The following is a 20,669-nucleotide window of genomic DNA, read 5'->3' on the forward strand; positions in this document are numbered from 1 at the left end:
TGTGGCTCGCCGAAGAGACGAGCGGCCGGAACTCAGCGGCGGCCGTAACGGACAGCGCGGGAGATGCTGGCGCGCTCGACGCCGATGTCGGCGAGTTCGCGGTCGTCCATCATCTGGAGCTCGCGGATGTGGTTGCGGACGGTGCGGAAGGAGTTGATGCGGTTGGCGAAGCGGCGGAACATTGTGATTGTCCATGTGCGGGATTGCGATGACGCTCAGATATTCCTCGCACCTGCGCAAAAGAAGAGCAGTCTTTGCACATCAGATGTGCAATTGGTGCATGCCCCGCAACGCCCTATGGCTAACCGATCGTGAACGCCGGTATCGCCTGCAGAATGGTCGATCCGGCAACGGTCGACGAGACCGCCCTCGCCCTGCAGAGCGCGGCCCGCTTTGCCGCGCCCTGCCCAGTGCTCAAATGTAGTGCAGGATGAGCCTATGCCTTCTGCTTATTCGCGCGATCGATGGCCGCGGTGATCAGCGCGCGCGCCCGCGAACTGTCGCCCCAATCGCCGATCTTGACCCACTTGCCGGGCTCCAGATCCTTGTAATGCTCGAAGAAGTGCTGGATCTGCTTCAGCGTGATATCAGGCAGGTCGCTGTATTCGTGGACCTTTTCGTAGCGCAGCGTCAGTTCGGGAGACGGGACCGCCAGGACCTTCTCGTCCTGGCCGCTGTTGTCTTCCATGACGAGCACACCGATCGGCCGGCAGTTGATCACGCAGCCGGGGAAGAGCGGGCGGGTGTTGCAGACCAGAACGTCGATCGGATCGCCGTCATCGGACAGGGTGTGCGGCACGAAGCCATAATTCCCCGGATACGTCATCGGTGTGTACAGAAAGCGGTCGACGACGAGACAGCCGGCGTCCTTGTCCATCTCGTACTTGATCGGCTGGCCCCCGACCGGCACCTCGATGATGACGTTGACATCGTTCGGGGGGTTCTTGCCGCGGGCGATGGCGTCGATGCGCATGGTAGATCCTCTTCGGTCAGTAATGAATGGTCGTGTCGGCTTGAAACGGCGGATGCCGACGCTCCCGGAGAAACGCCTGCCCGCGCTCGCAACGCCCTCTCAGGCGACCCTGCGCGGGGCGTAGGACCGACATGCCGGCCGGTTGGCCGCCCGGCGTTCGCGCCGTCTCTTCCAGGTGCGCCGCAAGCCCCCACGGGGACGCGCGGTCATTATCCGCTCCCCCTATTTCGCGCAACAGAGCCGTCTGCCCCCGCCCAAGGGACAAGCCCAGCGGGCGAGGAAAGGCAGATGTTAAGATTGCAGGACGGGGCCCCACAGGACGGGGCGCGAATTCAGCTCCAGACGAAGGCGATCTTCTGGAGCGAGCGTCCCTCGAAGCATTCGCGACCTTCGGCGCGTTCCATGCCGCCGAGTTGCTCGTAGAAGCCGAGCGCCATGTCGTTCTCGGCCAGCGCCCAGACCACCAGGCCGCGCAGGTCCCGCTCGCCGAGCAGGCTCCTGGCCGCCTCGAACAGGCGCCGTCCGAAGCCGAGGCCCTGAAAGGCGGGCTTGAGATAGAGCTCGTAGATCTCGCCTTCCGCGGCGATTGCCGCAGTCCTATTCCGGCCGAGGGTCGCGTAGCCGACCGTCTCGCCGCCAAAATCGACCACGAGGATCCCCGCCCCGCTTCGGATCGCTCTCGACCACCACGCAGTGTGTCGCCGGCCGATCATCGCGGTCAGTGACCGGTGCGGAATGATGCCGGCATAGGCGCCCCGCCAGGCTGCCTCGTGCACGGCCGCGAGTGCGGTGGCGTCACGCTGTTCTGCAAAGCGAATCTCGGCGGCGATCGTGGTCATCGCTCGTTAACCATAGAAGAAGATTTCCGATCCGCCAGCGCGCGCAAAAAGTTTCCTATCATCGCCCGCTTTGGGTTCAACTTTGCGTGATCAGCCGCCCGAGATCCCCCGAGGCCTTGAGGATTGGGGCTCCCGGTCGGCGTCGACCAGCCGGCGCGGCCGTCACGGCATAGGAAACTAGAGCCGCTCTTCGAGGGGAGCATGCTTCCTGCACGGCGCCCGCTCCTCACCGGGAAAGCACGCCTTCTGCCAAGGCCCGCTGGATACCGGCGATGTTGGCGCGCCGGGACAGCTCGCGCTGGATCGGCGGCTGACCGCTGATCCACAGCGTCATCTCCGAATCGACGTCGAAGTGACCGGCCGTCTCGATCGAGAACATGGTGATCGACCGGTAGGGAATCGACTGGATGTGGCGCTTGCGTCCCGTCATCCCCTGTTTGTCGATGATGATCAGCCGGAGATCGGTGAAGACCAGCACGTCCCGCACCACCTGGAACGCCAGCACGATCGTCTCGTCCGAGACCAGAAGCGGATCGAGATCAGACCGGATTTGGTCGACGTCGACATCGCTGGTGAGCCCGATAAGGCCGGACAACAATCCCATTGGATCAACTCCTGCTGGTGACGAAAATGCGCGCGTGCAGGGAAATGGGGCCTTCTCCTGCAAAAGCTGCGTGGTTGCGGCACGTCGGCGCGAAACCGTCAGCCCGCCTTCCGGTCCGGTCGTTCTACAGCGGCCGACAGTGCTGCGGGAGGCGAACAGGTGCGCCGACGGCCGCCACCCACAGAAACTTCGCAGTCGCACCGGCCCGCGCGCAGACTGAGTGAAGGCTTTCCTTGGAAAAAGCTTAGACTTTGATCTTTCCGCCTCGTCACCGCTGTGAAGAGCGTCGACGCGATACCCGTGCTCCCCCCTTCGTTCCTGCCGCTGACGCAGCGCCAGCGGCAGGAATGGCGGGCCTCGACGTGGCCGTCCCGCCAGATGCGGCTACTCCCTCCGCCCATTCCGTCTTGGACCGCGGAGCATTTGGCGGGGTGGAACGGATGGCCTCGCCGAACCTGATGCCCGATCAGGCGTAGGGCCTGACGGCAATCGCCCGCCGGAGGCCAATCGCCGGAAGGTGGGGAAGACCCTTGCGCCTGCAGTGGGAGATTCGGCTCCCCTCAGGATCGGGCCGTGGCGTGAAAACGTTTGGTGGCGCAAAACGGACGCGGATCAGACCAGGCCGAGCGTGTTGCAGTCGACATAGACCCCAAGACGTTCGTTGCGATCGCGCCCCAGCTGCCGCAGCCGGAATTCAGGGTTCGGTCCCGCGTTCGGTGAGACGCTCACGACGCGGAACGGATAGCTGCTGGATGCGCCGTCCTGCGCGGCGGTCACGATGCCGCAGACCGCGACCGCCCCCTGTTCGGTCCGCCCCGCATGCGAGCCGAGGAAGGTCACCTGCCATTCTTCGGGAAAGGCGGCCCGGACCGCCTGCCGCACGGCGGCTGTCTCGGCTGCCGTAAGGACATGGGGCGAGGTCGGAGCGAGGACCTCCTCCTCCCCGCCCGGCCAAAGGCTCGTCAGGTCGATGTCCGGCATTTCCAGAGGCGGAAGGCTGACCGAGGGAATGGTCCATTGCGGCGCCTGACCGCAGGAGGCCAGCGGGATCGTCAGGGCTAATGCGAGGGCCGCCGAAACAGCCGTTCGCCGGCCATCCCGTAGGCCGATGCGGCAGTGCGGGCGCGCGGTGTGCGCACGGATCCCCACTTGCTCTGGTCGGGATGCTCTTGACGACATCTCGAGACGTGTCCCTCCCCGCGCCGCCTCCGGGCCGGAGTGCCAAATCCATAGGATGGGTGCCGCAACGACGCAATCGACACCTTCGGTCGAAAGCGTCTCGTCCGAAAATGGTTGCAGAAGGGCGACGCCCGCAGGGCGCGGAAGGCCGACAGTCGTACAATGTCGGCATTGTGTTGCCGGCTACGGAAAAGCGGCCTCGTTGCACAATTCGCAGGCGCTAAGTCGCAGAGCAGCTGCAAAAATAGCTGGAGTTCCTCCCATGCCAGAGAGACCCGCAAGAGCCATGGCCTACGGTGCCTGGCTCCTGGTCCTGTCCGCGCTCGTCGGCTTGATCGTTGCCGCCGTCAACGCCTTCAACCCGGGCAATGGCATCGCCTTCAGCTTCGGTGCCTATCTCGTTCTCGCATCAACGACGCTGCTCCTCGTGGCCGCGCTGATCGTTGCATTCGTGCGCAGTCGCCCCCGCTGGCTCGGCGGCCTGCTAAGCTTCCTCGCCCTTCTCGACCTGATCGGCACGGGCCTCGCCGCCTACTTCCTCGAAGCCAACATTCTGCTCGGGGCCATGGTCGTCGGACTGATCGGCTGGCTCGTCCATCTCTTCGTCGACCCCTCCCCGCGTCCGGATCCGACCGACACCATGAAAGCAAGGGCCGCGTAACCATGTTGCATGACACCCGCACGGCACTGACAGTCCTTCTGCTCCTGTCGAGTTCCCTCACGACCGCAATCGCACAGGACAGTCCGCCGGCCGGAACCGACGCGCCCGCCAGCCAGAGCGGTGGCGAGGCGCCGGGTATCACTTCGCCGCAGCAGGAGAACCAGGGAGAGGCAGCGGCCGGGTCGTCCGAGCCACAGGATCAGAAGCGCGCCGAGCCGCAGACGACGACGACCGAGACCAAGGGCGGCGCCACGGTCGAGACGCCTGCTGCGGCCACCGAAGATACTGGCGGTGCTGCAGCCGTCGAGGCGAGCGCCCAACCGGCAAAGAAGGGGCCCGACGCCTGGATGCAGTCGCCGCAGAGCTGGACGACGTTCAACGGCGACCTCATGGCACAGAAATATTCGCCCGCCGACCAGATCACGCCGGACAACGTACAAAACCTAGAAAAGGTCTGGGAATATCACACCGGCGACGTCTCGGACGGCTCGGGCGACATCCCGACCACGGTCTGGTCGGCGACCCCGCTCTTCGTCAACGATACGCTCTATATCGGCACGCCCTTCTACCGGATCATCGCCCTAGCACCGGACACCGGCAAGGAGAAATGGAGTTTCGACCCGCACGCCAAGCTCGAGGCCCTGACGCAGCCGGCCATGAAGAATCGCGGCGTCGCCTATTGGCAGTCGGACGATCCCAAGAGCGGCGAGGCATGCCAGAAGATCGTCTATATCGGCACGATGGACGCCAAGCTCTACGGCGTCGATGCAGACACCGGCAAGCCCTGCGACAGCTTCGGCAAGGGCGGCATGGTCGACGTCAACCAGTGGAACACGATCAACGACAAATGGCCGCTGTCGCTTCTTCAGGCGGCGACGGTCTATCACGACACGCTGTTCCTCGGATGGGCCGGCAAGGACTGGACCAACAGCGCGGCGCCTCCGGGCACCGTCTTCGCCCTGGATGCTCGGAGCGGCAAGCTGAAGTGGATGTTCCACGCCTTGCCCAACGAGGTCATCTCCCGCACCGGCACGGCCAATGTCTGGGCCTCGATGTCGATCGACCCCGAGCGCGGGATTCTCTACATCCCGGTCTCCTCCCCGAGCCCGAACTATTACGGCGGGGCGCGCAAGGAGAAACTCCCTCTCGCGACCTCGGTCACGGCACTGGACACCGACACCGGCAAGGTGATCTGGAGCCGCCAGCTCGTCCATCACGACATCTGGGACTACGATACCGACGCGCCGCCGACGCTAGTCGACATCCAGAAGGACGGCCAGACCATCCCGGCCCTCGTCCAGACCTCCAAGCAGGGCTTTCTCTATGTCCTCAACCGGGAGACGGGCGAGCCTGTCTATCCGATCGAGGAGCGCCCTGTCCCGGCCTCGGACGTTCCGGGCGAAGAGGCTTCGCCGACACAGCCCTATGTCGCCAAGCCGCAGCGCGTGATCCCCGACGAATGGCCGGGTGTGTCGACGCTTGCCGATTGGGTGGGCTTCGGCGAATGCAGCAAGCGGGCGGCGAGCTACCGCTATGACGGCCCGTTCACGCCGCCGAGCCTCCAGGGCACCATCGCCTATCCGCCCACGACGGGCGGCTCGCAATGGGGCGGCGGCGCCGTCGATCCGAACACCGGCATCTACGTCGTCAACTCCAACTCCGTCGTGCAGATCTACACGCTCATCCCGCGCGACGAGTTCCAGCAGAAGAGCCAGGAGGGCGAGACTTCCGGCTATTACGCCCAGGGAGATGCCGACTACGCTTTCAAGCTGGAGACCTTCCTCAACTGGGCGGGCATGCCCTGCTGGAACCCGCCATACGGGACGATCGCGGCCTATGACCTGAAGACCGGCGACCGCCTCTGGAACGAGCCCTTCGGCCAAGTACAGAAATACGGCTTCTACATGCCGGAATCCTGGGGCTCGGTGACGATCGGGGCGCCGGTGATCACCAAATCGGGGCTGATCTTCATCGGCGCATCGATGGACTCGCGCGTGCGGGCGCTCGACCTGAAGACCGGCAAGGTCCTGTGGAAGACGCTGGTCGACGCGCCAGCTGTCTCCATGCCTGCCGTCTACACATACAAGGGCCGGCAATACGTGACCTTCGTCGTCGGCGGCAACACGATCCTGCTGCCGAAGGTGGCGGACCAGGTGGTGACCTACGCTTTGCCTGAGTAGCGGGCAAACGATTTACTTCTTGCGATCAAGACGTTGCCGGAACCGGCGGCGTCTCCCGGCGTTTTCTCTCGGGCACCAATAAAAAGAGAGATCTGGGATATGAAACGTCTTTCCGTCCTTCTTGCTGGTGCGGCGCTTTGCAGCCTCCCGGTGACCGCAGCGTCGGCAGATTGCCGCGCCGAACTCGCGAACCTGACGTCCGACAGCACGACGACGTCCTCCGTCACTCAGACCACTGAGGGCGGCACGTCCGGTTCCGCGGATGCCTCTGCCGCCGCGCAGGGCACGACGACGAATTTCGAGACCGGCAAGACCTCGGGTGGTTCGGCGGCCGCCGCAGATCAGAAGTCCGCCAATATTTCCAAGGATGGGACCCTCGCCCCGCTCGAAAGCCCAGGCGATGCCGACGCGCCCGCTTCGGCCAATAGCTCAGGCGAACAGGGCGGGATGTCGAGCGACCAGTCCTCGGCGTCGGCGCAAGGCACGACGACCAGTGGATCGGATACTGCCAGCGCAGGCAGCGTCTCCAAGGACGGCCAGACGATGCCGATGGCGAGCGGACAAGGCCAGGGCGAACCGAACGTCGCAATGTCCGGTCAGGACGTCAACGCCCAGCAGTCGGGCCAGAAGACAGCGGCAGCCGCGAGCGGTCAGGGCACCGGTGGGAATGCCGGCAATACGTCCGAGACGGCCAGTGCGTCGGGGAGCGGCTACGATCAGGCGGTCCAGCGTGCGCAAAATGCTCTCGCGTCCGGTGACGAGACAGCCTGTCTCGCAGCCGTCGAGGAAGCTCGGGGAATGCAGGGCGAGCGCACGACGCAGTAAGTTCTCTGAAGCGGCGGCTCACCTCGCGCGGACAATTCGCGTGCGAGGTGAGCTTGCGGTCGGCCAGTAGGGGACTGCGTAGACTAGACGCCAACACCGGTCACGCCCCAATCAACTGGTGGTCGACCGGCTCACCCTCTGTCGGAGCAAGTCAAACTTCGACGCCTGAGCCTGCGGCTCGTCGTCGTTACCACTTGCGCTCCAGAGGGTTTTCCGCACGCCGCCGGTCTCAGCTGGAAAGCTCCCCCCGCCCCTCGAATTCCCTCAGCGCCTCGGGATTGGCCAGCGCCTCCTTGTTCTTCACCGGTCGGCCCTCGACCACCTCCCGCACGGCCAGCTCGGTGATCTTGCCGGACTTCGTGCGGGGGATGTCCTTCACCGCAAGGATTTTCGCCGGCACGTGGCGGGGCGAGGCGCCGGTGCGGATCGCCTGCTTGATGCGGGTCACGAGGTCATCGGAAAACTCGGTGCCGCCAGCGAGCCTGACGAAGAGCAGGACGCGCACGTCACCCTCCCAGCTCTGGCCGATGCAGATGGCTTCGGCGACCTCCGGGAATTGTTCGACGATATTGTAGATTTCTGCGGTGCCGATCCTGACACCCTGGGGATTCAGCGTCGCGTCCGAGCGTCCGTGGATGACGATGCCGCCATGCTCGGTCCATTCGGCGAAGTCGCCATGCGCCCAGATGCCGGGGAACTCGGCGAAATAGGCGCCCTCATAGCGTTCGCCGCCGGGATCGTTGAAGAACTCGACCGGCATGGAAGGAAACGCCTTGGTGCAGACGAGATCGCCCTTTTCTCCACGCACGGGGCAGCCTTCGGCATTCCAGACGTCGACCGCCATGCCGAGGCCCGGTCCCTGGATCTCGCCCTCGTAGACCGGCAGCCAGGGCACGCCGAGGACGAAGCAGGAGACGATGTCGGTGCCGCCCGAGACCGAGGCGAGATGGACGTCGGGTTTCACCGCCTCGTAGACATAGTCGAAGCTCTCGGGCGACAGCGGCGAGCCGGTCGATGCGATCACTCGGACCGAGGAGAGATCGTGCGTGTCGATCGGCTTCACGCCGGTCTTGCGCGCCGTGTCGATGAATTTGGCACTGGTGCCGAAGAAGGTTGCCTTCTCCTCGGCCATGAAGTCGAAGATCACTTCCGGGCGCGGGTGGAAGGGCGAGCCGTCGTAGAGCAGAAGCGTCGCGCCGGAGGCGAGGCCGGAGACCAGCCAGTTCCACATCATCCAGCCGCAGGTGGTGAAATAGAAGACGCGAGCGCCCGGCTCGATCCCGCAATGGAGCTGATGTTCCTTCAGATGCTGGATCAGCGTGCCGCCGGCCGAATGGACGATGCATTTGGGAACGCCCGTCGTGCCCGAGGAAAACAGGATGTAGAGCGGGTGGCGGAAGGGCAGCCGCTCGAACTCGAGCTCGGCGGGCTCGAATGGCCGAAGAAAATCCTCCAATGCGACACCGTTCGAGACCCTGCCGGCGACCGCCCCGGCCTTGCCCAGATATGGCGCGATGATCGTTCGCCCAACCTTCAGCTTCTCGGCGATCGGTGCGAGCTTATCGGCGATGTCGATGGTTTTGCCGGCATAGTAGTAGCCGTCGCAGGTGATCAGGAGCTTCGGCTCGATCTGGCCGAAGCGGTCGAGGACACCGCGCTCGCCAAAATCGGGCGAGCAGGACGACCAGACCGCGCCGATCGAGGCGCAGGCGAGCATCGCCGCGATCGTCTCCGGCATGTTCGGCATCATCGCCGCGATCCGGTCGCCTGCGCCGACGCCTTCGGCCCGGAAGGCCTGGGCGAAGCGCGAGACCAGCGCCGTCAGCTCGTCCCAGGAGAGCCGGCGCGCGACCTTGTCTTCGCCGCGAAAGACGATCGCATCCCCATCGCCCCTGCCCGGCCGGCCAAGAAGGTTTTCGGCGAAATTCAGCCGCGCCCGCGGAAAGAACCGATCGGCCCGCATCGACCCCGCGTCGAGAAGGGCCTCGTCCCCCTTCTCGCCGACGACACCGCAGAAATCCCAGACCGCGGACCAGAATCCGGCGCGATCCTCGATGGACCAGCGATGCAGCGTCGCATAGTCGGGGAAGGACTGGCCGGAGAGGTCGGCCGCCGCCCTCGCAAACCGGGTCAGTGGCTGCGCCTCGACATATGCTTCGCTCGGGGTCCAGAGCAGCTTTCCGCCCATTATCGCGTCTCCTGATGCCGGCCGCCTTGGTGGTGCCATAGAGGTGGGACATTGGCAACGAGGCTCGGACTTGCGCTGTTTGACCGGGCGGTGGGCCACTGTCATGGCTTCCTGCTATGCCGGCATGTGGACGGAAGCCGATTCGACGAGGAGACTTGGTGGCGAGCGAGGCCTATCTCACATGGCGGGAAGCGCTGTCGGGCCGGATGCGCCGCCTGATGCCGTTCATCCAGCGCCCGCGCCTTGTCGTCAGTGGGATCGTTCTCCTCGTCGTTCTTGCCGCCGCGATCGCGTTCGTTCCCAAGCTCAGCCTCAGCCAATCGGCCGCCAAGGCGACCGTGATCGCCCGGCTGGAGACGCTGATCGGCCAGAACGTGTCGATCGACGGGCCCATCCGGTTTTCGCTGCTGCCGCGCACGCGTCTCGTGGTCGAACGGGTGCGCATCGGCCGCGGCAACGGCTTCGACATCGACCAGATCGTCGCCGATCTCGACCCGCTCGATGCCCTGTGGGGACAGCCGCGCCTGTCGCGCCTGGTGCTGATCCGGCCGGCGCTGAGGCCCGACTCCGCCTTTGGCGACATCGCTCTTGCCGATCCCGATTCAGCCGGCCTTGCCCGGCTGCGCGAGGCCGTGGGCAATGTCCTCGGCCGGATGAAGGGCCTGCAGATCTTCGAAATCCGCGACGGCGTCTATCGCCCCGCCCTGTCCGACACCGGCGGGCCCTCGGGCTTCAGCAATGCCAATCTGACGGTGACGCAGTCGTCGGAAGGCGCGGCGATCAACCTGTCCGGCTCGTTCATCTGGAACGGGCAGCCGACCGATCTGGACATGAAGATCGCCTCGCCTGAAGCGCTGATCGCCGGCGAGGAGAGCGGCATCGAGTTCCACATGCAGGCCCCGCCGCTCGAAGCCGGATTTTCCGGCACGGCGAGCCTGATGGAGAACACCGGAATCACCGGCCATATCAAGCTTGCGAGCTCGTCCTTCAGCCGCGGCATAGAATGGATCGGCAATCCGAACGGCCGGGTGCCTGATCTCGGCGCCGTCGCCATCGACGGCGACCTGCTCCTGCGCGGCCGGAGCGCCAATCTCGCCAATGTCGCCCTGACCATCGCCGGAAGCACCGGGCGCGGCGCCCTGGAGGCGAAGCTCACCGATGCGGCGCCCGTCGTGGCCGGGACGCTGGCCTTCGACCGGCTGGACCTCGATCCTTTCGGCCGCTCGATCGCGCCGCTCCCGAAGGACCTGATCGACATGGAGCGCCCGCTCGACGTTTCCTTCGCCGACGCGGTCAATCTCGACATTCGTCTCTCGGCCGGTCAGGCCAGCCTTGGTCGGATCCCGCTGAGCGACGTCGCGGCGGTCGTCACCCTTGGCGACGGGATCGCCAAGATCGATGTCGGCGATGCGGCCGTCTTCGGCGGTCGCGGCCAGGCCGTCCTCAATCTCGACGGCCGCGGCATGCATCCGCTGGTGTACGGCACTGCGGCCCTCACCGACGTCGACACGGCGCAGATGTTTCAGACGCTTTCGGCTGACAGCCTGATAGTCTCCGGAAAGTCCAACATCACCGCCACGCTGGAGGCTCCCGCGAAGGACTGGGCCTCGATCATCCGCGACATCGACTGCGACGCGCGGATCAAGGTGCGCGACGGCGCGGTCGCCGGGTTCGACCCGCAGGTCTTCGCGAAGCCGGGTGCGCGCCGGCTGATGGACGGCTCGATCGGCGCGAAGGTCCCATTCGACCGCCTGAACGCGGAGGTGTCGATGCGCGGGTCGCGGCTGCGGCTGCGCGAGGTGACGATCGCCAACGACAGCGGCGTCCTGAACGCCTGGGGCGACTACTACGCCCAGACGAACGCCGTCGCCATCCGCGGCACCTACGATGCGAATCCTCCGCAGACGGCTTCCACCACCAGCGAATTCACCGCAGCGAAACCGGTGCGCTTTACCATGCACGGCCAGTGGCCCGATCCCGACGTCGAGACCGAACCGTCGGACGAGACGAAATAACGGGCCGTCAGGACCTGCAGCCGCGGGTCCGGCCCATTTCGGATTCGAACGGAAGCCCTCGCCGATGCCCAGACGCTCAGCGCCCCAGTCGTCTCTCCTCCTCGTCCTGTCGATGACAGCCACGCTTGCCGGAGCCATGGTCTCGACGGCCGGCGCGCCAGCTTTTGCCGCGAGCCCGGCCGAACAGGGATCTTCCGCCTGCGCCGGCCGCTACCACGACGCGCTCCAAGCGGTTCGCGGCGGCGTCTACCAGACGATCAAGGGCGCGAAGGCCGACACGCACAAGGCCGACGACCGCCTGCCGGGCACCCTTCTATTCACCCCGCCATTCCGCCAGCGCGGCAGCGAAGAAAGGCTGGCGCTGATCGAGGCCAATCGGCTCGCCAAGTCGCGCGGCCGGCCCGTCTGGTCGGCTTCCAGCGACGACCGCTGGATCGTCGACCGCATCGCCAGCGAGCTCGGCGATTATCTCTCGCAGGAGCAGACCCCCTATCTGTGCGGCGGCGTTCCCGGATATCTGTCGACCCTGAGGTCCTATCTTGCCCGCGTCGGCGGCAGTCCCGACAGGACCAAGGCGCTGGTCGCCGCTCAGCGCACAGCCGCCGAGACCTCGATCCGTGCGGCCCTCGAAGCCATGCGGCCGGTGCCGATCCCGAGATTTGCGCCGCGCCTTCGCCCCGCCGACGATCCGATGTCCGGGCTGCGCCCCTCCGCTGACATCGGCAGACCCATGGGGGCCCAGACGGGAGAGACGTCCGCCGCGGACGCCTCCCGCACGGCGTCGGTGGGCGAGACAGCGTCGGGAAGCCCTGCCGGATCGCTCAATGATGCCGGCGGAGATCCCGGGCTCCCGCCCCTCGCTCCGCCGAAGCCGATCGCTCTCGAGACCGAAGGAGACCGGATCGGGGCACTCGAACGGCTCGTGAAGGCCGCCGAAGCGGCGGGCTTCCTCGCTCGGTCCGCAGAGATCGAGGCGGAGCGTCCGGCGCCCCCCGGCGACGTCGCGAAGGACGACCAGACCGAACCTGATACGACAGGGGCCATCGAAGCCGCACCGCGCCCGGTCCTGGTCAAGCTTGCGGCCGTCAAACCGCTCATCGTCGGCGCCGGGACGCCGATCCGTGACCCGCTGGTTCGCAGAACGCTCGTCGCCGCCTTTTCGGACATCGAGGCGCTCGACTATCTTGAAAATAGGCCCAGCGACGAAGACGGCTCCGTCCTGCACGCGATCGGTGCGACGCTCGATGCCATCGAAGACGCCCGCAAGGCCAGTTGCGACTGCGCTGCACAGTAGGCAAGCGGCCAGAACAGCGAGGCCGGCTCTCGATCAGCTCGAGCCGGCCGCGGCCATCCGCTCGTCCCGCGCCTTCTGGACCTCGCGTCGCTTGGTGACGATTGCCGCAAGGGCGACGCCCAGCGAGACGATCGCGATCAGAATGGTGCAGACGGCGTTGATCTCCGGGGTCACACCGAGCCGCACCTGGCTGTAGATCTTCATCGGCAGGGTCGTAGCGCCCGGTCCGGAGGTGAAGCTTGCGATCACGAGATCGTCCAGCGACAGAGTGAAGGCCAGCATCCAACCGGCCGCGACGGCGGGCCAGATCACCGGCAGCGTGATCAGGAAGAAGGTCTTCCAGGGCGGGCAGCCGAGATCTCGCGCGGCCTCTTCCAGCGAGCGGTCGAAGCTGACCAGCCGCGACTGCACCACGACCGCGACGAAACACATCGAAAAGGTGATGTGGGCAAGAACGACGGTCCAGAACCCGCGATCGAGATCCACAGCCACGAACAGCAGCAGCAGCGCGAGCCCCATGATCACGTCCGGCATGACGAGCGGCGCGTAGACCATGCCGGAAAACAGGAGCCGGCCGCGGAAGTCGGCAAAGCGCACGAGCGCCGTCGCCGCCAGCGTGCCGAGCACCGTGGCGACGCTGGCCGAGATCACCGCGACCCGCAGCGTTACCCAGGCGGCATCGAGGACCGCCTGGTCGCGCAGGAGTTCGCCGTACCATTTGGTCGAGAACCCACCCCAGACCGTCACCAGCCGCGACCCGTTGAACGAGTAGATGACGAGGAGGACGATCGGCAGATAGAGGAACGCGAAGCCCGCGACGACGGACGTGATATTGAACGGGCTCCAGGACCTCCTCACAGCGCATTCCTCGCCTGTGCGCGCTGAAAGAGGACGATCGGCAGGACCAGTACGAGCAGAAGCACCACGGCGACAGCCGAGGAGACCGGCCAGTCGCGATTGTTGAAGAACTCGTTCCAGAGCGTCTTGCCGATCATCAGCGTGCGCGAGCCGCCGAGAAGGTCCGGAATGACGAATTCGCCCACCGCCGGAATGAAGACCAGGAAGACGCCGGCGAGGACGCCGGGCAGCGACAAGGGAAAGGTGATGGCCCAGAACGCCTTCATCGGCGGGCAACCGAGATCGTTCGCAGCCTCGAGCAGCGACCCGTCCATGCGTTCCAGGCTCGCATAGATCGGCAGCACCATGAACGGCAGGTAGGAATAGACGATGCCGATATAGACGGCGGAATTGGTGTTCAGGATGGTCAGCGGCGCGGAGATCACCCCGAGCCAGAGGAGAAGCTGGTTGAGCAGCCCCTCGTTCTTCAGGATGCCGATCCAGGCGTAGACGCGGATCAGGAAGCTCGTCCAGAACGGCAGGATCGTCAGCATCAGGAGGATCGGCCGCAGCGCCCGCGGCGCCCGCGCCATGCCATAGGCGAAGGGGTATCCGATCAAAAGCGTCAGAAGTGTCGAGCCCCCCGCGATGAAGAGGCTCGACAGGTAGGAATTGAGATAGAGCGGGTCGCCGGCGAGCCAGAGATAGCTGCCGAGATCGAGTTCGCTCAGATTGCTGAAAAACCCCGAGATGCTGTCGAAGGTGAAGACCGGCCTGTAGGGCGGCAGCGCGATCGCCGTCTCCGAAAGCGAGATCTTGAGGACGATCAGGAACGGCACCAGGAAGAAGGCGAGCAGCCAGAGATAGGGCAGAGAGATCACCAGCCGCCGGTAGATGCCGCCCGAGCGGTCGCTCCGCGGTTCGTCACGGTCCTCTGCGCTCTTCACCGACGCCTCGCTCATCCCGGCCCCCTCCGCTTCACCGCACCAGCACGACGCCGGCATCCGGCGCGAAGGACAGCCATACCTCCTCGTCCCAGCCGATCGGTTCCTCAATGCTGCGCGAGGCATTGATCGTCGTGGCGCGCAGGATGTCGCCGGATGCAAGCTTGACGTTGAACAGGGTGACGTCGCCGAGATAGGCGATGTCCCAGACCTCGCCCTTCATCGCATTGACGTCGGAGCGGGCCGGCGCCTTGCGGCTGATCCGCATCTTCTCCGGGCGGATGGCGAAGAAGGCCGGGCTGCCTGCTGTAAGACTCGCCGCCCCCTCGACCTCGACGATGGTGCCCGCCGCGGCGATCCGCGTCAGCCCGTTTCGCTCGCTCTCGACGGTTCCTTCGAGGATGTTCACATTGCCGATGAAGTCCGCCACGTAACGTGTTTCGGGCGCTTCATAAATCACCGCCGGCGTCGCCACCTGGACGATCCGGCCCTCGCGCATCACCGCAATCCGGTCCGACATCACCATCGCCTCTTCCTGATCGTGCGTCACGATCAGGAAGGTCAGGCCGAGATCCTGCTGGAGGTCCATCAGCTCGAACTGGGTCTCCTCGCGCAGCTTCTTGTCGAGCGCGCCGAGCGGCTCGTCCAGAAGCAGGACCTTCGGGCGCTTGGCGAGCGAGCGGGCCAGCGCCACGCGCTGCTGCTGACCGCCGGAGAGCTGTTGCGGCTTGCGCTTGGCGAAGGGTTCCAGCTTGACGAGCTTCAGCATCTCGGCGACCCGGTCGCGGATTTCCGAGCGCGCCATACGGTCCTGCCTCAGGCCGAACGCGACATTGGCCTCGACGCTCATATGCGGAAACAGCGCATATGACTGGAACATCATGTTCACCGGCCTCCGGTGCGGCGGCACGCCGATGAGGCTCGCCCCGTCGAGCCTCAGGTCGCCCCGCGTCGGCTCCTCGAAGCCGGCGAGCATGCGCAGCAGCGTCGACTTGCCGCAGCCGGAGGGGCCCAGCAGCGCGAAGAACTCACGCGTGAAGATCGGCAGCGACAGATCGTCGACCGCGGTGAACTCACCGAAGACCTTGGTGATGCCGTCGAACTCGACCAGCGGCTTCTGCGCAGCGTCGTTCCACGGCTCGAAGGTGCGCCGGATATTGCCGAAGGATTTTGTCGCCAGCGCCATGGCGCAACCTGCCCGTTGAAAGCCGACCGTCGGAGGCTCCCGGCGCCGTCAGAGCATGATCCGGAGACGAAGAAACCGCGTCTCCGAAACGATCGTGCGGACAAGAGAGGCGCGTGCCAGGAAACGGCCGAACCTCATCCCATCCTGCTCCAGCGGCCGGGAACCAGCCCGGTCTCGTTTACTGGCCGGTCTTCACCGTGGTGAAGGCGCGGGTGACGAGCCGCGTCGAGCGCGCGTCGTACGGCTTCTTGGTAAAGAGCTTGTCCAGCGTCTCCGCGTTCGGATAGACGGCCGGATCGTTCAGGATCTTCGGATCGACGAACTTCTGCGACGCCTTGTTGCCGTTGGCGTAGACGACGACATTGGTCGCCTTGGCGATCACTTCCGGCCGCATCAGGTAGTTGATGAACTGAAGGCCGGCATCGGGATGCGGCGCGTCCGCCGGCATGGCGAGCTGGTCGAACCACATCATCGCGCCTTCCCGCGGGATCGAATACTTGATCTCGACCCCCTGCTTGGCCTCCGCGGCCCGGTCGCGGGCCTGGAACACGTCGCCCGAGTAGCCGATCGCGACGCAGATGTCGCCATTGGCGAGGCCATTGATGTATTCCGAGGAGTGGAACTTGCGGATGTAGGGCCGGACCTTGAGGAGCATGTCCTCGGCCTTCTGGATATCGGCGGGATCGCGGCTATCGGGGTCGAGCCCGAGATATTTCAGGGCGGCGGGGATGATCTCCGCCGGGGCATCCAGGAAGTCGATGCCGCAGCTGGCGAGCTTTTCCGCGTTCTTCGGGTCGAAGACCAGCGCCCAGGAGTCTACCGGCGCGTTCGGCAGCGCGGTCTCGACCTTCTTGACGTTGTAGCCGATGCCGGTCGTGCCCCACATGTAGTTGACCGAATAGGCATTGTCCGGATCGTATTGGGCGACGCGCTTCTGGATCACGTCCCACATGTTGTCGAGATTGGTCAGCTTCGACTTGTCGAGCTTCTGGAACACGCCGGCCTGGATCTGCCGCGCGAGATATTCCGCAGAGGGAACCACGACGTCGTAGCCGGTGCCGCCGGCCAGCAGCTTGGTCTCCAGCATCTCGTTGGAATCATAGACGTCGTAGACGACCTTGATGCCGGTTTCCTTGGTGAAGTCCGTCAGGATCGAATCGTCGATATAGTCCGACCAGTTGTAAACGTTGACGACCTTGTCCTCGGCGAAGGCGCTCGTCGTCGCGAACACGGCCAAACCCGCGCAAAATCCAGTAAGAACGCGCATCATCCTCGGCAATTCCCCCTCTGCTCGTATCGTCCGGCAGCCATTCCAGACACCCCTTGCCTGTCGAGCATAGCGGCATCGGGGTCGCAATTCCTAGCCCGCAGCGACGGCCAGCGGCGATAAAAAGCGGCACTGCCTAAGCGCGCGTCACCCGCACCATCCACCGCGCGTCCGGGCCGTAGCCCGCGAGCACATCCGGTGCCATGCGGTCGGAGGCGTCCTCAAAGCCGAAGCGCGTCCAGAACGCGGCCGTTCCGTAGACCGAAACAAGCGTCGTCGCAGGATATGGCTCCGCGAGGTTGAGGAGCGCCTCGACCCCGCCGGCCGCAAGCCCCTGCCCGCGAAGCTCGGGAGCGACCACGATGTCGTGGATGTAGAGACAGTCCGGCCGGGCCGGAAGCGCCCCGAGCAGCGTGTTCAGCTTTGGAGGACCCGCACAATGGAAGGGATGGCCGACGGCATAGCCAGCGACCCTGTCGCCCGCGGCGAGGATCAGCGCCCCCTCCGGAAAGAGCGCGAGGCGCTCGGCGAAGACGGCGTCATCCTCGGGAAGGTCCGGATGGGCCCGCGCTGCGAGACCACCAACGGCGGGCAGATCATCCTGCCGCATCGGGCGCCAGAAGCCGACCGGATTCAAGGGTAGTGCCACGCCCACCATGCCAGCACGGCCGCCATGAGCACCATGCCCGCCGGCGCGACGAAGAACGCGAACAGCTCGTAGTCAGTCATCGGTCGAGCCTCTTCAGAAAAAACCGACCCACCAAATGTAGGCTGGAACCGAGAAGCAGACAAATCGCCCAACCAAGCACCGCGGTTGCGAGGTCGACAGGGGCGGTGCCAAAGATTGACCCGAGCAGCGGTGCGATTCCGCCTGTCACGAGAGTTCCCGCTCCGACGATGTTGAGGAAATTTGCCGTCAGCTTCAGACGCTCCCTTTCGCCCTCGCTCATCGGCCTCTATCCCGTCCTCACGCTCAGCGATGCTTGGTGCCCTCGCCGTAGAACAGCTTCTCCCAGGCCTTGTGGGCCTTGTAGCCCTCGCGGATGAATGGCGTGAATACCGCCATGTTGAGAACGGCCCTGTTGGTCAGGCGCGCCGGGAAGTTGAGCGGCTTCTCGAAGTCGACGAACAGAACCACGCGGACCTTGTCGGAGTGGTTCCAGGCCTCGTGCTCGTAGGCGTCGTCGAAGATCAGCGCCTTGCCCTCTTCCCAATGGCAGACCTGGTCGTCGACCCGGATGGCGATCTTGTCGGGCTCCGGCGGAACGATCAGACCGAGGTGGAAGCGCAGCACGCCGTTGTAGGGACCGCGGTGCGCCGGCAGGTGCTTTCCCGGCTCAAAAATCGAGAACATCGCAGACTTGAGGCCCGGAATCTTCTGCAGGATGCGCCAGGTCTCCGGGCACTGGCGGATCGCAGCCTCCGACTTGATGCCGTAGCCGCACAGGAAGAAGGTCTTCCAGTTGTTGTCGGACGAGATCGAGCGCACTTCCGAGGAGATCTCGTGAAATGCCGGTAGTTCGCCCTTGCGCACCAGGATCTGATCGAGCTCGGCGCGAATCAGTCTCCACTCGGCTTCAATCTCACGGGCCCAGGGGAAAGCGTCTGTCGGAAAAACCGGCGGATTACCCACGGCCGAATGCTTGAGATTGAGGCTTTCCGCGCCGTCGACGAGGCGCTGGATCGTGCGCGCGGCAAGACCCGGCCGGGTCAGCGTGTCCTCCAGTCCCTCGGTCTTCAGTTTCTGCTGACTGACGCTCTTGTCCATAACTCTTCGCTTCTTCGGTCTGCCGGAGCGATCCTGGCCCGCTCGCTTATCATCGGGACAAAGCGATACCGCGACATCCTCTCCGGATGAAGCCCATGACCGTTTCGTGACAGGAGGATCGCCGGCATTGCCCCACTCTGAAGCCGATGTGGGCCGCGCCTCACTGGAAGTCAAACGCCGAAAGCCCCGTCACCATCTCGTCGAGGCCTAGCGGGCGTGTCAGCGGCGGCTCGGCCCGCGCAAGACAGCCCTGCCGCTCGCACAGGCGGCAGGCCGGACCGATCCTCGTCACCGCAGGCCGGGCGCCGAGATGCCGGCCGTAGACGGTCTCTTCCCGGAAGGCGATGTCGCAGCCGATCAGGATGGCGGTCCGGCGCGGCCGCTCCTCGAACCCGGCCTGGAGCCCTTCCAGCGTGCGCGCGATCAAAAGGAACTCCGCGCCGTCCGGCATCTCCGCCGTCTCGACCAGGATCTGGCCCGGCTGGGCGAAGGCGGCGTGGATCGGCAGCTTCGGGCACCCGCCTCCGAAGCGCTGCACCGGAAATCCCCTTGCGCCGGCGCGGCGGAACCGATTGCCGGCATTGTCGACCTCCAGCATGAAGAACGGCACGCCCGGCGCGCCCTGCCGCTGCAGCGAGGTCAGGCGGTTGGCGGCCTGCTCGAAGGAAACCTGGAACCGGCCCCTGAGGACGTCGATGTCGTAGGCCGCGCGCTCGGCGGCGGCCTGGAAGGCACCGTAGGGCATCATCAGCGCGTGCGCGGCGTAGCGCAGGAGTTCGAATCGGGCGAGCCGCCTCGCCTCGGCACTGGTGAAGGCGAAGCTCTCCACCTCCGCGGCCACGAGATCGGGAAAGGCCAGGAGGCAGACCTCCATCGCCGTCTCGCGCAGCCGGTCGGCCGGCGTCAGCCGCTCGGACAGGAACAGCCGCCGCGAGTGGCGGTCGAAGCGCCGGCGCCACAGCGGCATGGTCTGCACCGGCAGCACCCGGACAGAGACCTCATGCGTTTTGCGCAGCCAGGTGCGAAGCGCGGCCATCAAATCGTCGCCGGGCTCGAGGTCGCGGTGGAGCTTTTCGCTTGCCGTATCGATTGCGGCGAAGAAGTTCGGCCGGGTCTCGAAAACGTCGCGGACCTCGTCGATCGGCAGCCGCGTCGCCGCGGGACCGGCCCAACGCCCCTCCCGCGCCAGGAGGTCGGAGAGGTCGGAGAGCCGGCCCTGCTGCTCGCGATAGGCGCGGTAGAGCTTGGAGATGCCGGCGGCAGCGTTCGGCGCGGCATCTGCGATCTCGACGAGTTCCTGATCCCCTGGCAGTTCGCCGGAGATCAGCGGATCGGAGAACACCGCCTTCAGGTCGGAGAAGGCGCCCTGCTGCCGGCCGCCCTGAAGATCGGCGAGATCGATCTCGTAGGTCTCCGACAGTTTCAGGATCAGCTGTACCGTCAGCGGCCGCTGGTTGCGCTCGATGAGGTTGAGATAGGAGGGCGAGATGCCGAGTTCCTCGGCCATCGCCGTCTGGGTGAGGCCGAGGCCGTTGCGGATGCGGCGGATGCGCGGCCCGGCGAAGATCTTGTTCTCGGCCATCAGCCCGGCACCCACCAGGGTGGAACGAGCGACGTCGTCCGGGTTCCCGCGGTTCTGCGGGATGGGCTCGGCGGAGCGGCTAGCCTCAGGCGATGCGAATCTTCATCTTGCGCGCACAGGCCGGGCCCGGGCCGCGCATATAGTGGCGCTCCGGCTGGTAGGTGGGCCAGAGGAACTCGGAAACCGCGAAAAGGATCTTCTTCATCTTCATGGTCGCTACGATCGGCATGGCGCTCTCCCGTCTTTGGGTTCGTGCGCCTTGAGTGGAAGTGCCAGGATCGTTCTAGCGGGTTGAAATTTCGCGAATGTTTCGAGGCTGTTACGCGC

At 65.5% G+C, this 20,669-nt stretch carries 20 protein-coding genes; 5 read left to right on the forward strand and 15 right to left on the reverse strand.

The features are described from left to right. Nucleotides 1-32: 32 nt before the first annotated feature. The 5 genes from LH400_RS09115 to LH400_RS09135 form a co-directional block, all read right to left on the reverse strand. Nucleotides 33-182 carry a YjiS-like domain-containing protein gene (locus LH400_RS09115; RefSeq protein ID WP_229152359.1) on the reverse strand — a complete coding sequence of 50 codons (150 nt, stop codon included), beginning with the start codon at nucleotides 180-182 and terminating at the stop codon, nucleotides 33-35. Nucleotides 183-436: 254 nt separating this feature from the next. After that, nucleotides 437-973, reverse strand: coding sequence for an inorganic diphosphatase (ppa, locus tag LH400_RS09120; protein WP_229152360.1), 537 nt, complete (start codon nucleotides 971-973; stop codon nucleotides 437-439). A 332-nt stretch (nucleotides 974-1,305) separates the two neighbouring features. Further along, nucleotides 1,306-1,812, reverse strand: a complete 507-nt coding sequence (locus tag LH400_RS09125; RefSeq protein WP_229152361.1) for a GNAT family N-acetyltransferase — start codon at nucleotides 1,810-1,812, stop codon at nucleotides 1,306-1,308. Between the two features lie 226 nt (nucleotides 1,813-2,038). Continuing rightward, complete coding sequence (locus LH400_RS09130) at nucleotides 2,039-2,416, reverse strand: PH domain-containing protein (RefSeq protein WP_229152362.1); 378 nt, start codon at nucleotides 2,414-2,416, stop codon at nucleotides 2,039-2,041. A 612-nt stretch (nucleotides 2,417-3,028) separates the two neighbouring features. Continuing rightward, the gene (locus LH400_RS09135) at nucleotides 3,029-3,397 is read right to left on the reverse strand and encodes a hypothetical protein (RefSeq protein ID WP_229152363.1); all 369 of its coding nucleotides are present in this window, start codon (nucleotides 3,395-3,397) and stop codon (nucleotides 3,029-3,031) included. Between the two features lie 460 nt (nucleotides 3,398-3,857). On the opposite strand from LH400_RS09135, the gene LH400_RS09140 reads away from it, so the two are divergent. The 3 genes from LH400_RS09140 (at nucleotide 3,858) to LH400_RS09150 (ending at nucleotide 7,261) form a co-directional block, all read left to right on the forward strand. Beyond that, nucleotides 3,858-4,256, forward strand: a complete 399-nt coding sequence (locus LH400_RS09140) for a hypothetical protein (protein WP_229152364.1) — start codon at nucleotides 3,858-3,860, stop codon at nucleotides 4,254-4,256. A gap of 2 nt (nucleotides 4,257-4,258) precedes the next feature. After that, on the forward strand, nucleotides 4,259-6,436 hold the full coding sequence (locus LH400_RS09145; protein WP_229152365.1) for a pyrroloquinoline quinone-dependent dehydrogenase: 2,178 nt from the start codon (nucleotides 4,259-4,261) through the stop codon (nucleotides 6,434-6,436). 99 nt (nucleotides 6,437-6,535) lie between these two features. Beyond that, nucleotides 6,536-7,261, forward strand: a complete 726-nt coding sequence (locus LH400_RS09150; RefSeq protein WP_229152366.1) for a hypothetical protein — start codon at nucleotides 6,536-6,538, stop codon at nucleotides 7,259-7,261. A gap of 229 nt (nucleotides 7,262-7,490) precedes the next feature. Here LH400_RS09150 and LH400_RS09155 read toward each other — a convergent pair whose 3' ends face one another. Continuing rightward, the gene (locus tag LH400_RS09155; RefSeq protein WP_229152367.1) at nucleotides 7,491-9,449 is read right to left on the reverse strand and encodes an acetoacetate--CoA ligase; all 1,959 of its coding nucleotides are present in this window, start codon (nucleotides 9,447-9,449) and stop codon (nucleotides 7,491-7,493) included. Nucleotides 9,450-9,607: 158 nt separating this feature from the next. Here LH400_RS09155 and LH400_RS26335 point away from each other — a divergent pair, with 158 nt between their 5' ends. Both LH400_RS26335 and LH400_RS09165 read left to right on the forward strand, forming a co-directional pair. Next, a complete protein-coding gene (locus LH400_RS26335; RefSeq protein ID WP_229152368.1) occupies nucleotides 9,608-11,464 on the forward strand; it encodes an AsmA family protein in 1,857 nt (618 codons plus the stop codon). Between the two features lie 64 nt (nucleotides 11,465-11,528). Continuing rightward, nucleotides 11,529-12,758, forward strand: a complete 1,230-nt coding sequence (locus LH400_RS09165; protein WP_229152369.1) for a hypothetical protein — start codon at nucleotides 11,529-11,531, stop codon at nucleotides 12,756-12,758. Between the two features lie 33 nt (nucleotides 12,759-12,791). Here LH400_RS09165 and LH400_RS09170 read toward each other — a convergent pair whose 3' ends face one another. The 9 genes from LH400_RS09170 to LH400_RS09210 form a co-directional block, all read right to left on the reverse strand. Beyond that, a complete protein-coding gene (locus tag LH400_RS09170) occupies nucleotides 12,792-13,616 on the reverse strand; it encodes an ABC transporter permease (RefSeq protein ID WP_229152370.1) in 825 nt (274 codons plus the stop codon). Then, entirely contained in the window at nucleotides 13,613-14,557 is a 945-nt protein-coding gene (locus LH400_RS09175; RefSeq protein ID WP_229152371.1) for an ABC transporter permease subunit, read from the reverse strand. The genes LH400_RS09170 and LH400_RS09175 overlap by 4 nt, the downstream gene beginning before the upstream one ends. A gap of 16 nt (nucleotides 14,558-14,573) precedes the next feature. Next, complete coding sequence (locus LH400_RS09180; protein WP_229152372.1) at nucleotides 14,574-15,725, reverse strand: ABC transporter ATP-binding protein; 1,152 nt, start codon at nucleotides 15,723-15,725, stop codon at nucleotides 14,574-14,576. Nucleotides 15,726-15,903: 178 nt separating this feature from the next. Next, on the reverse strand, nucleotides 15,904-16,995 hold the full coding sequence (locus LH400_RS09185) for a polyamine ABC transporter substrate-binding protein (protein ID WP_370638362.1): 1,092 nt from the start codon (nucleotides 16,993-16,995) through the stop codon (nucleotides 15,904-15,906). Between the two features lie 133 nt (nucleotides 16,996-17,128). Then, a complete protein-coding gene (locus tag LH400_RS09190) occupies nucleotides 17,129-17,641 on the reverse strand; it encodes a GNAT family N-acetyltransferase (RefSeq protein ID WP_229152373.1) in 513 nt (170 codons plus the stop codon). A 76-nt stretch (nucleotides 17,642-17,717) separates the two neighbouring features. Then, entirely contained in the window at nucleotides 17,718-17,942 is a 225-nt protein-coding gene (locus LH400_RS09195; protein ID WP_229152374.1) for a hypothetical protein, read from the reverse strand. 23 nt (nucleotides 17,943-17,965) lie between these two features. Next, on the reverse strand, nucleotides 17,966-18,760 hold the full coding sequence (locus LH400_RS09200; protein ID WP_229152375.1) for an aspartyl/asparaginyl beta-hydroxylase domain-containing protein: 795 nt from the start codon (nucleotides 18,758-18,760) through the stop codon (nucleotides 17,966-17,968). A gap of 160 nt (nucleotides 18,761-18,920) precedes the next feature. Further along, nucleotides 18,921-20,342: a helix-turn-helix domain-containing protein gene (locus tag LH400_RS09205; protein ID WP_229152376.1), complete on the reverse strand. Its 1,422-nt coding sequence runs from the start codon at nucleotides 20,340-20,342 to the stop codon at nucleotides 18,921-18,923. An 85-nt stretch (nucleotides 20,343-20,427) separates the two neighbouring features. Further along, nucleotides 20,428-20,571, reverse strand: a complete 144-nt coding sequence (locus LH400_RS09210; protein WP_229152377.1) for a hypothetical protein — start codon at nucleotides 20,569-20,571, stop codon at nucleotides 20,428-20,430. Nucleotides 20,572-20,669 lie beyond the last annotated feature (98 nt).

It is taken from the genome of Jiella soli, from assembly GCF_020615385.1.
In the GTDB taxonomy this organism is placed as follows: domain Bacteria; phylum Pseudomonadota; class Alphaproteobacteria; order Rhizobiales; family Rhizobiaceae; genus VKMB-3413.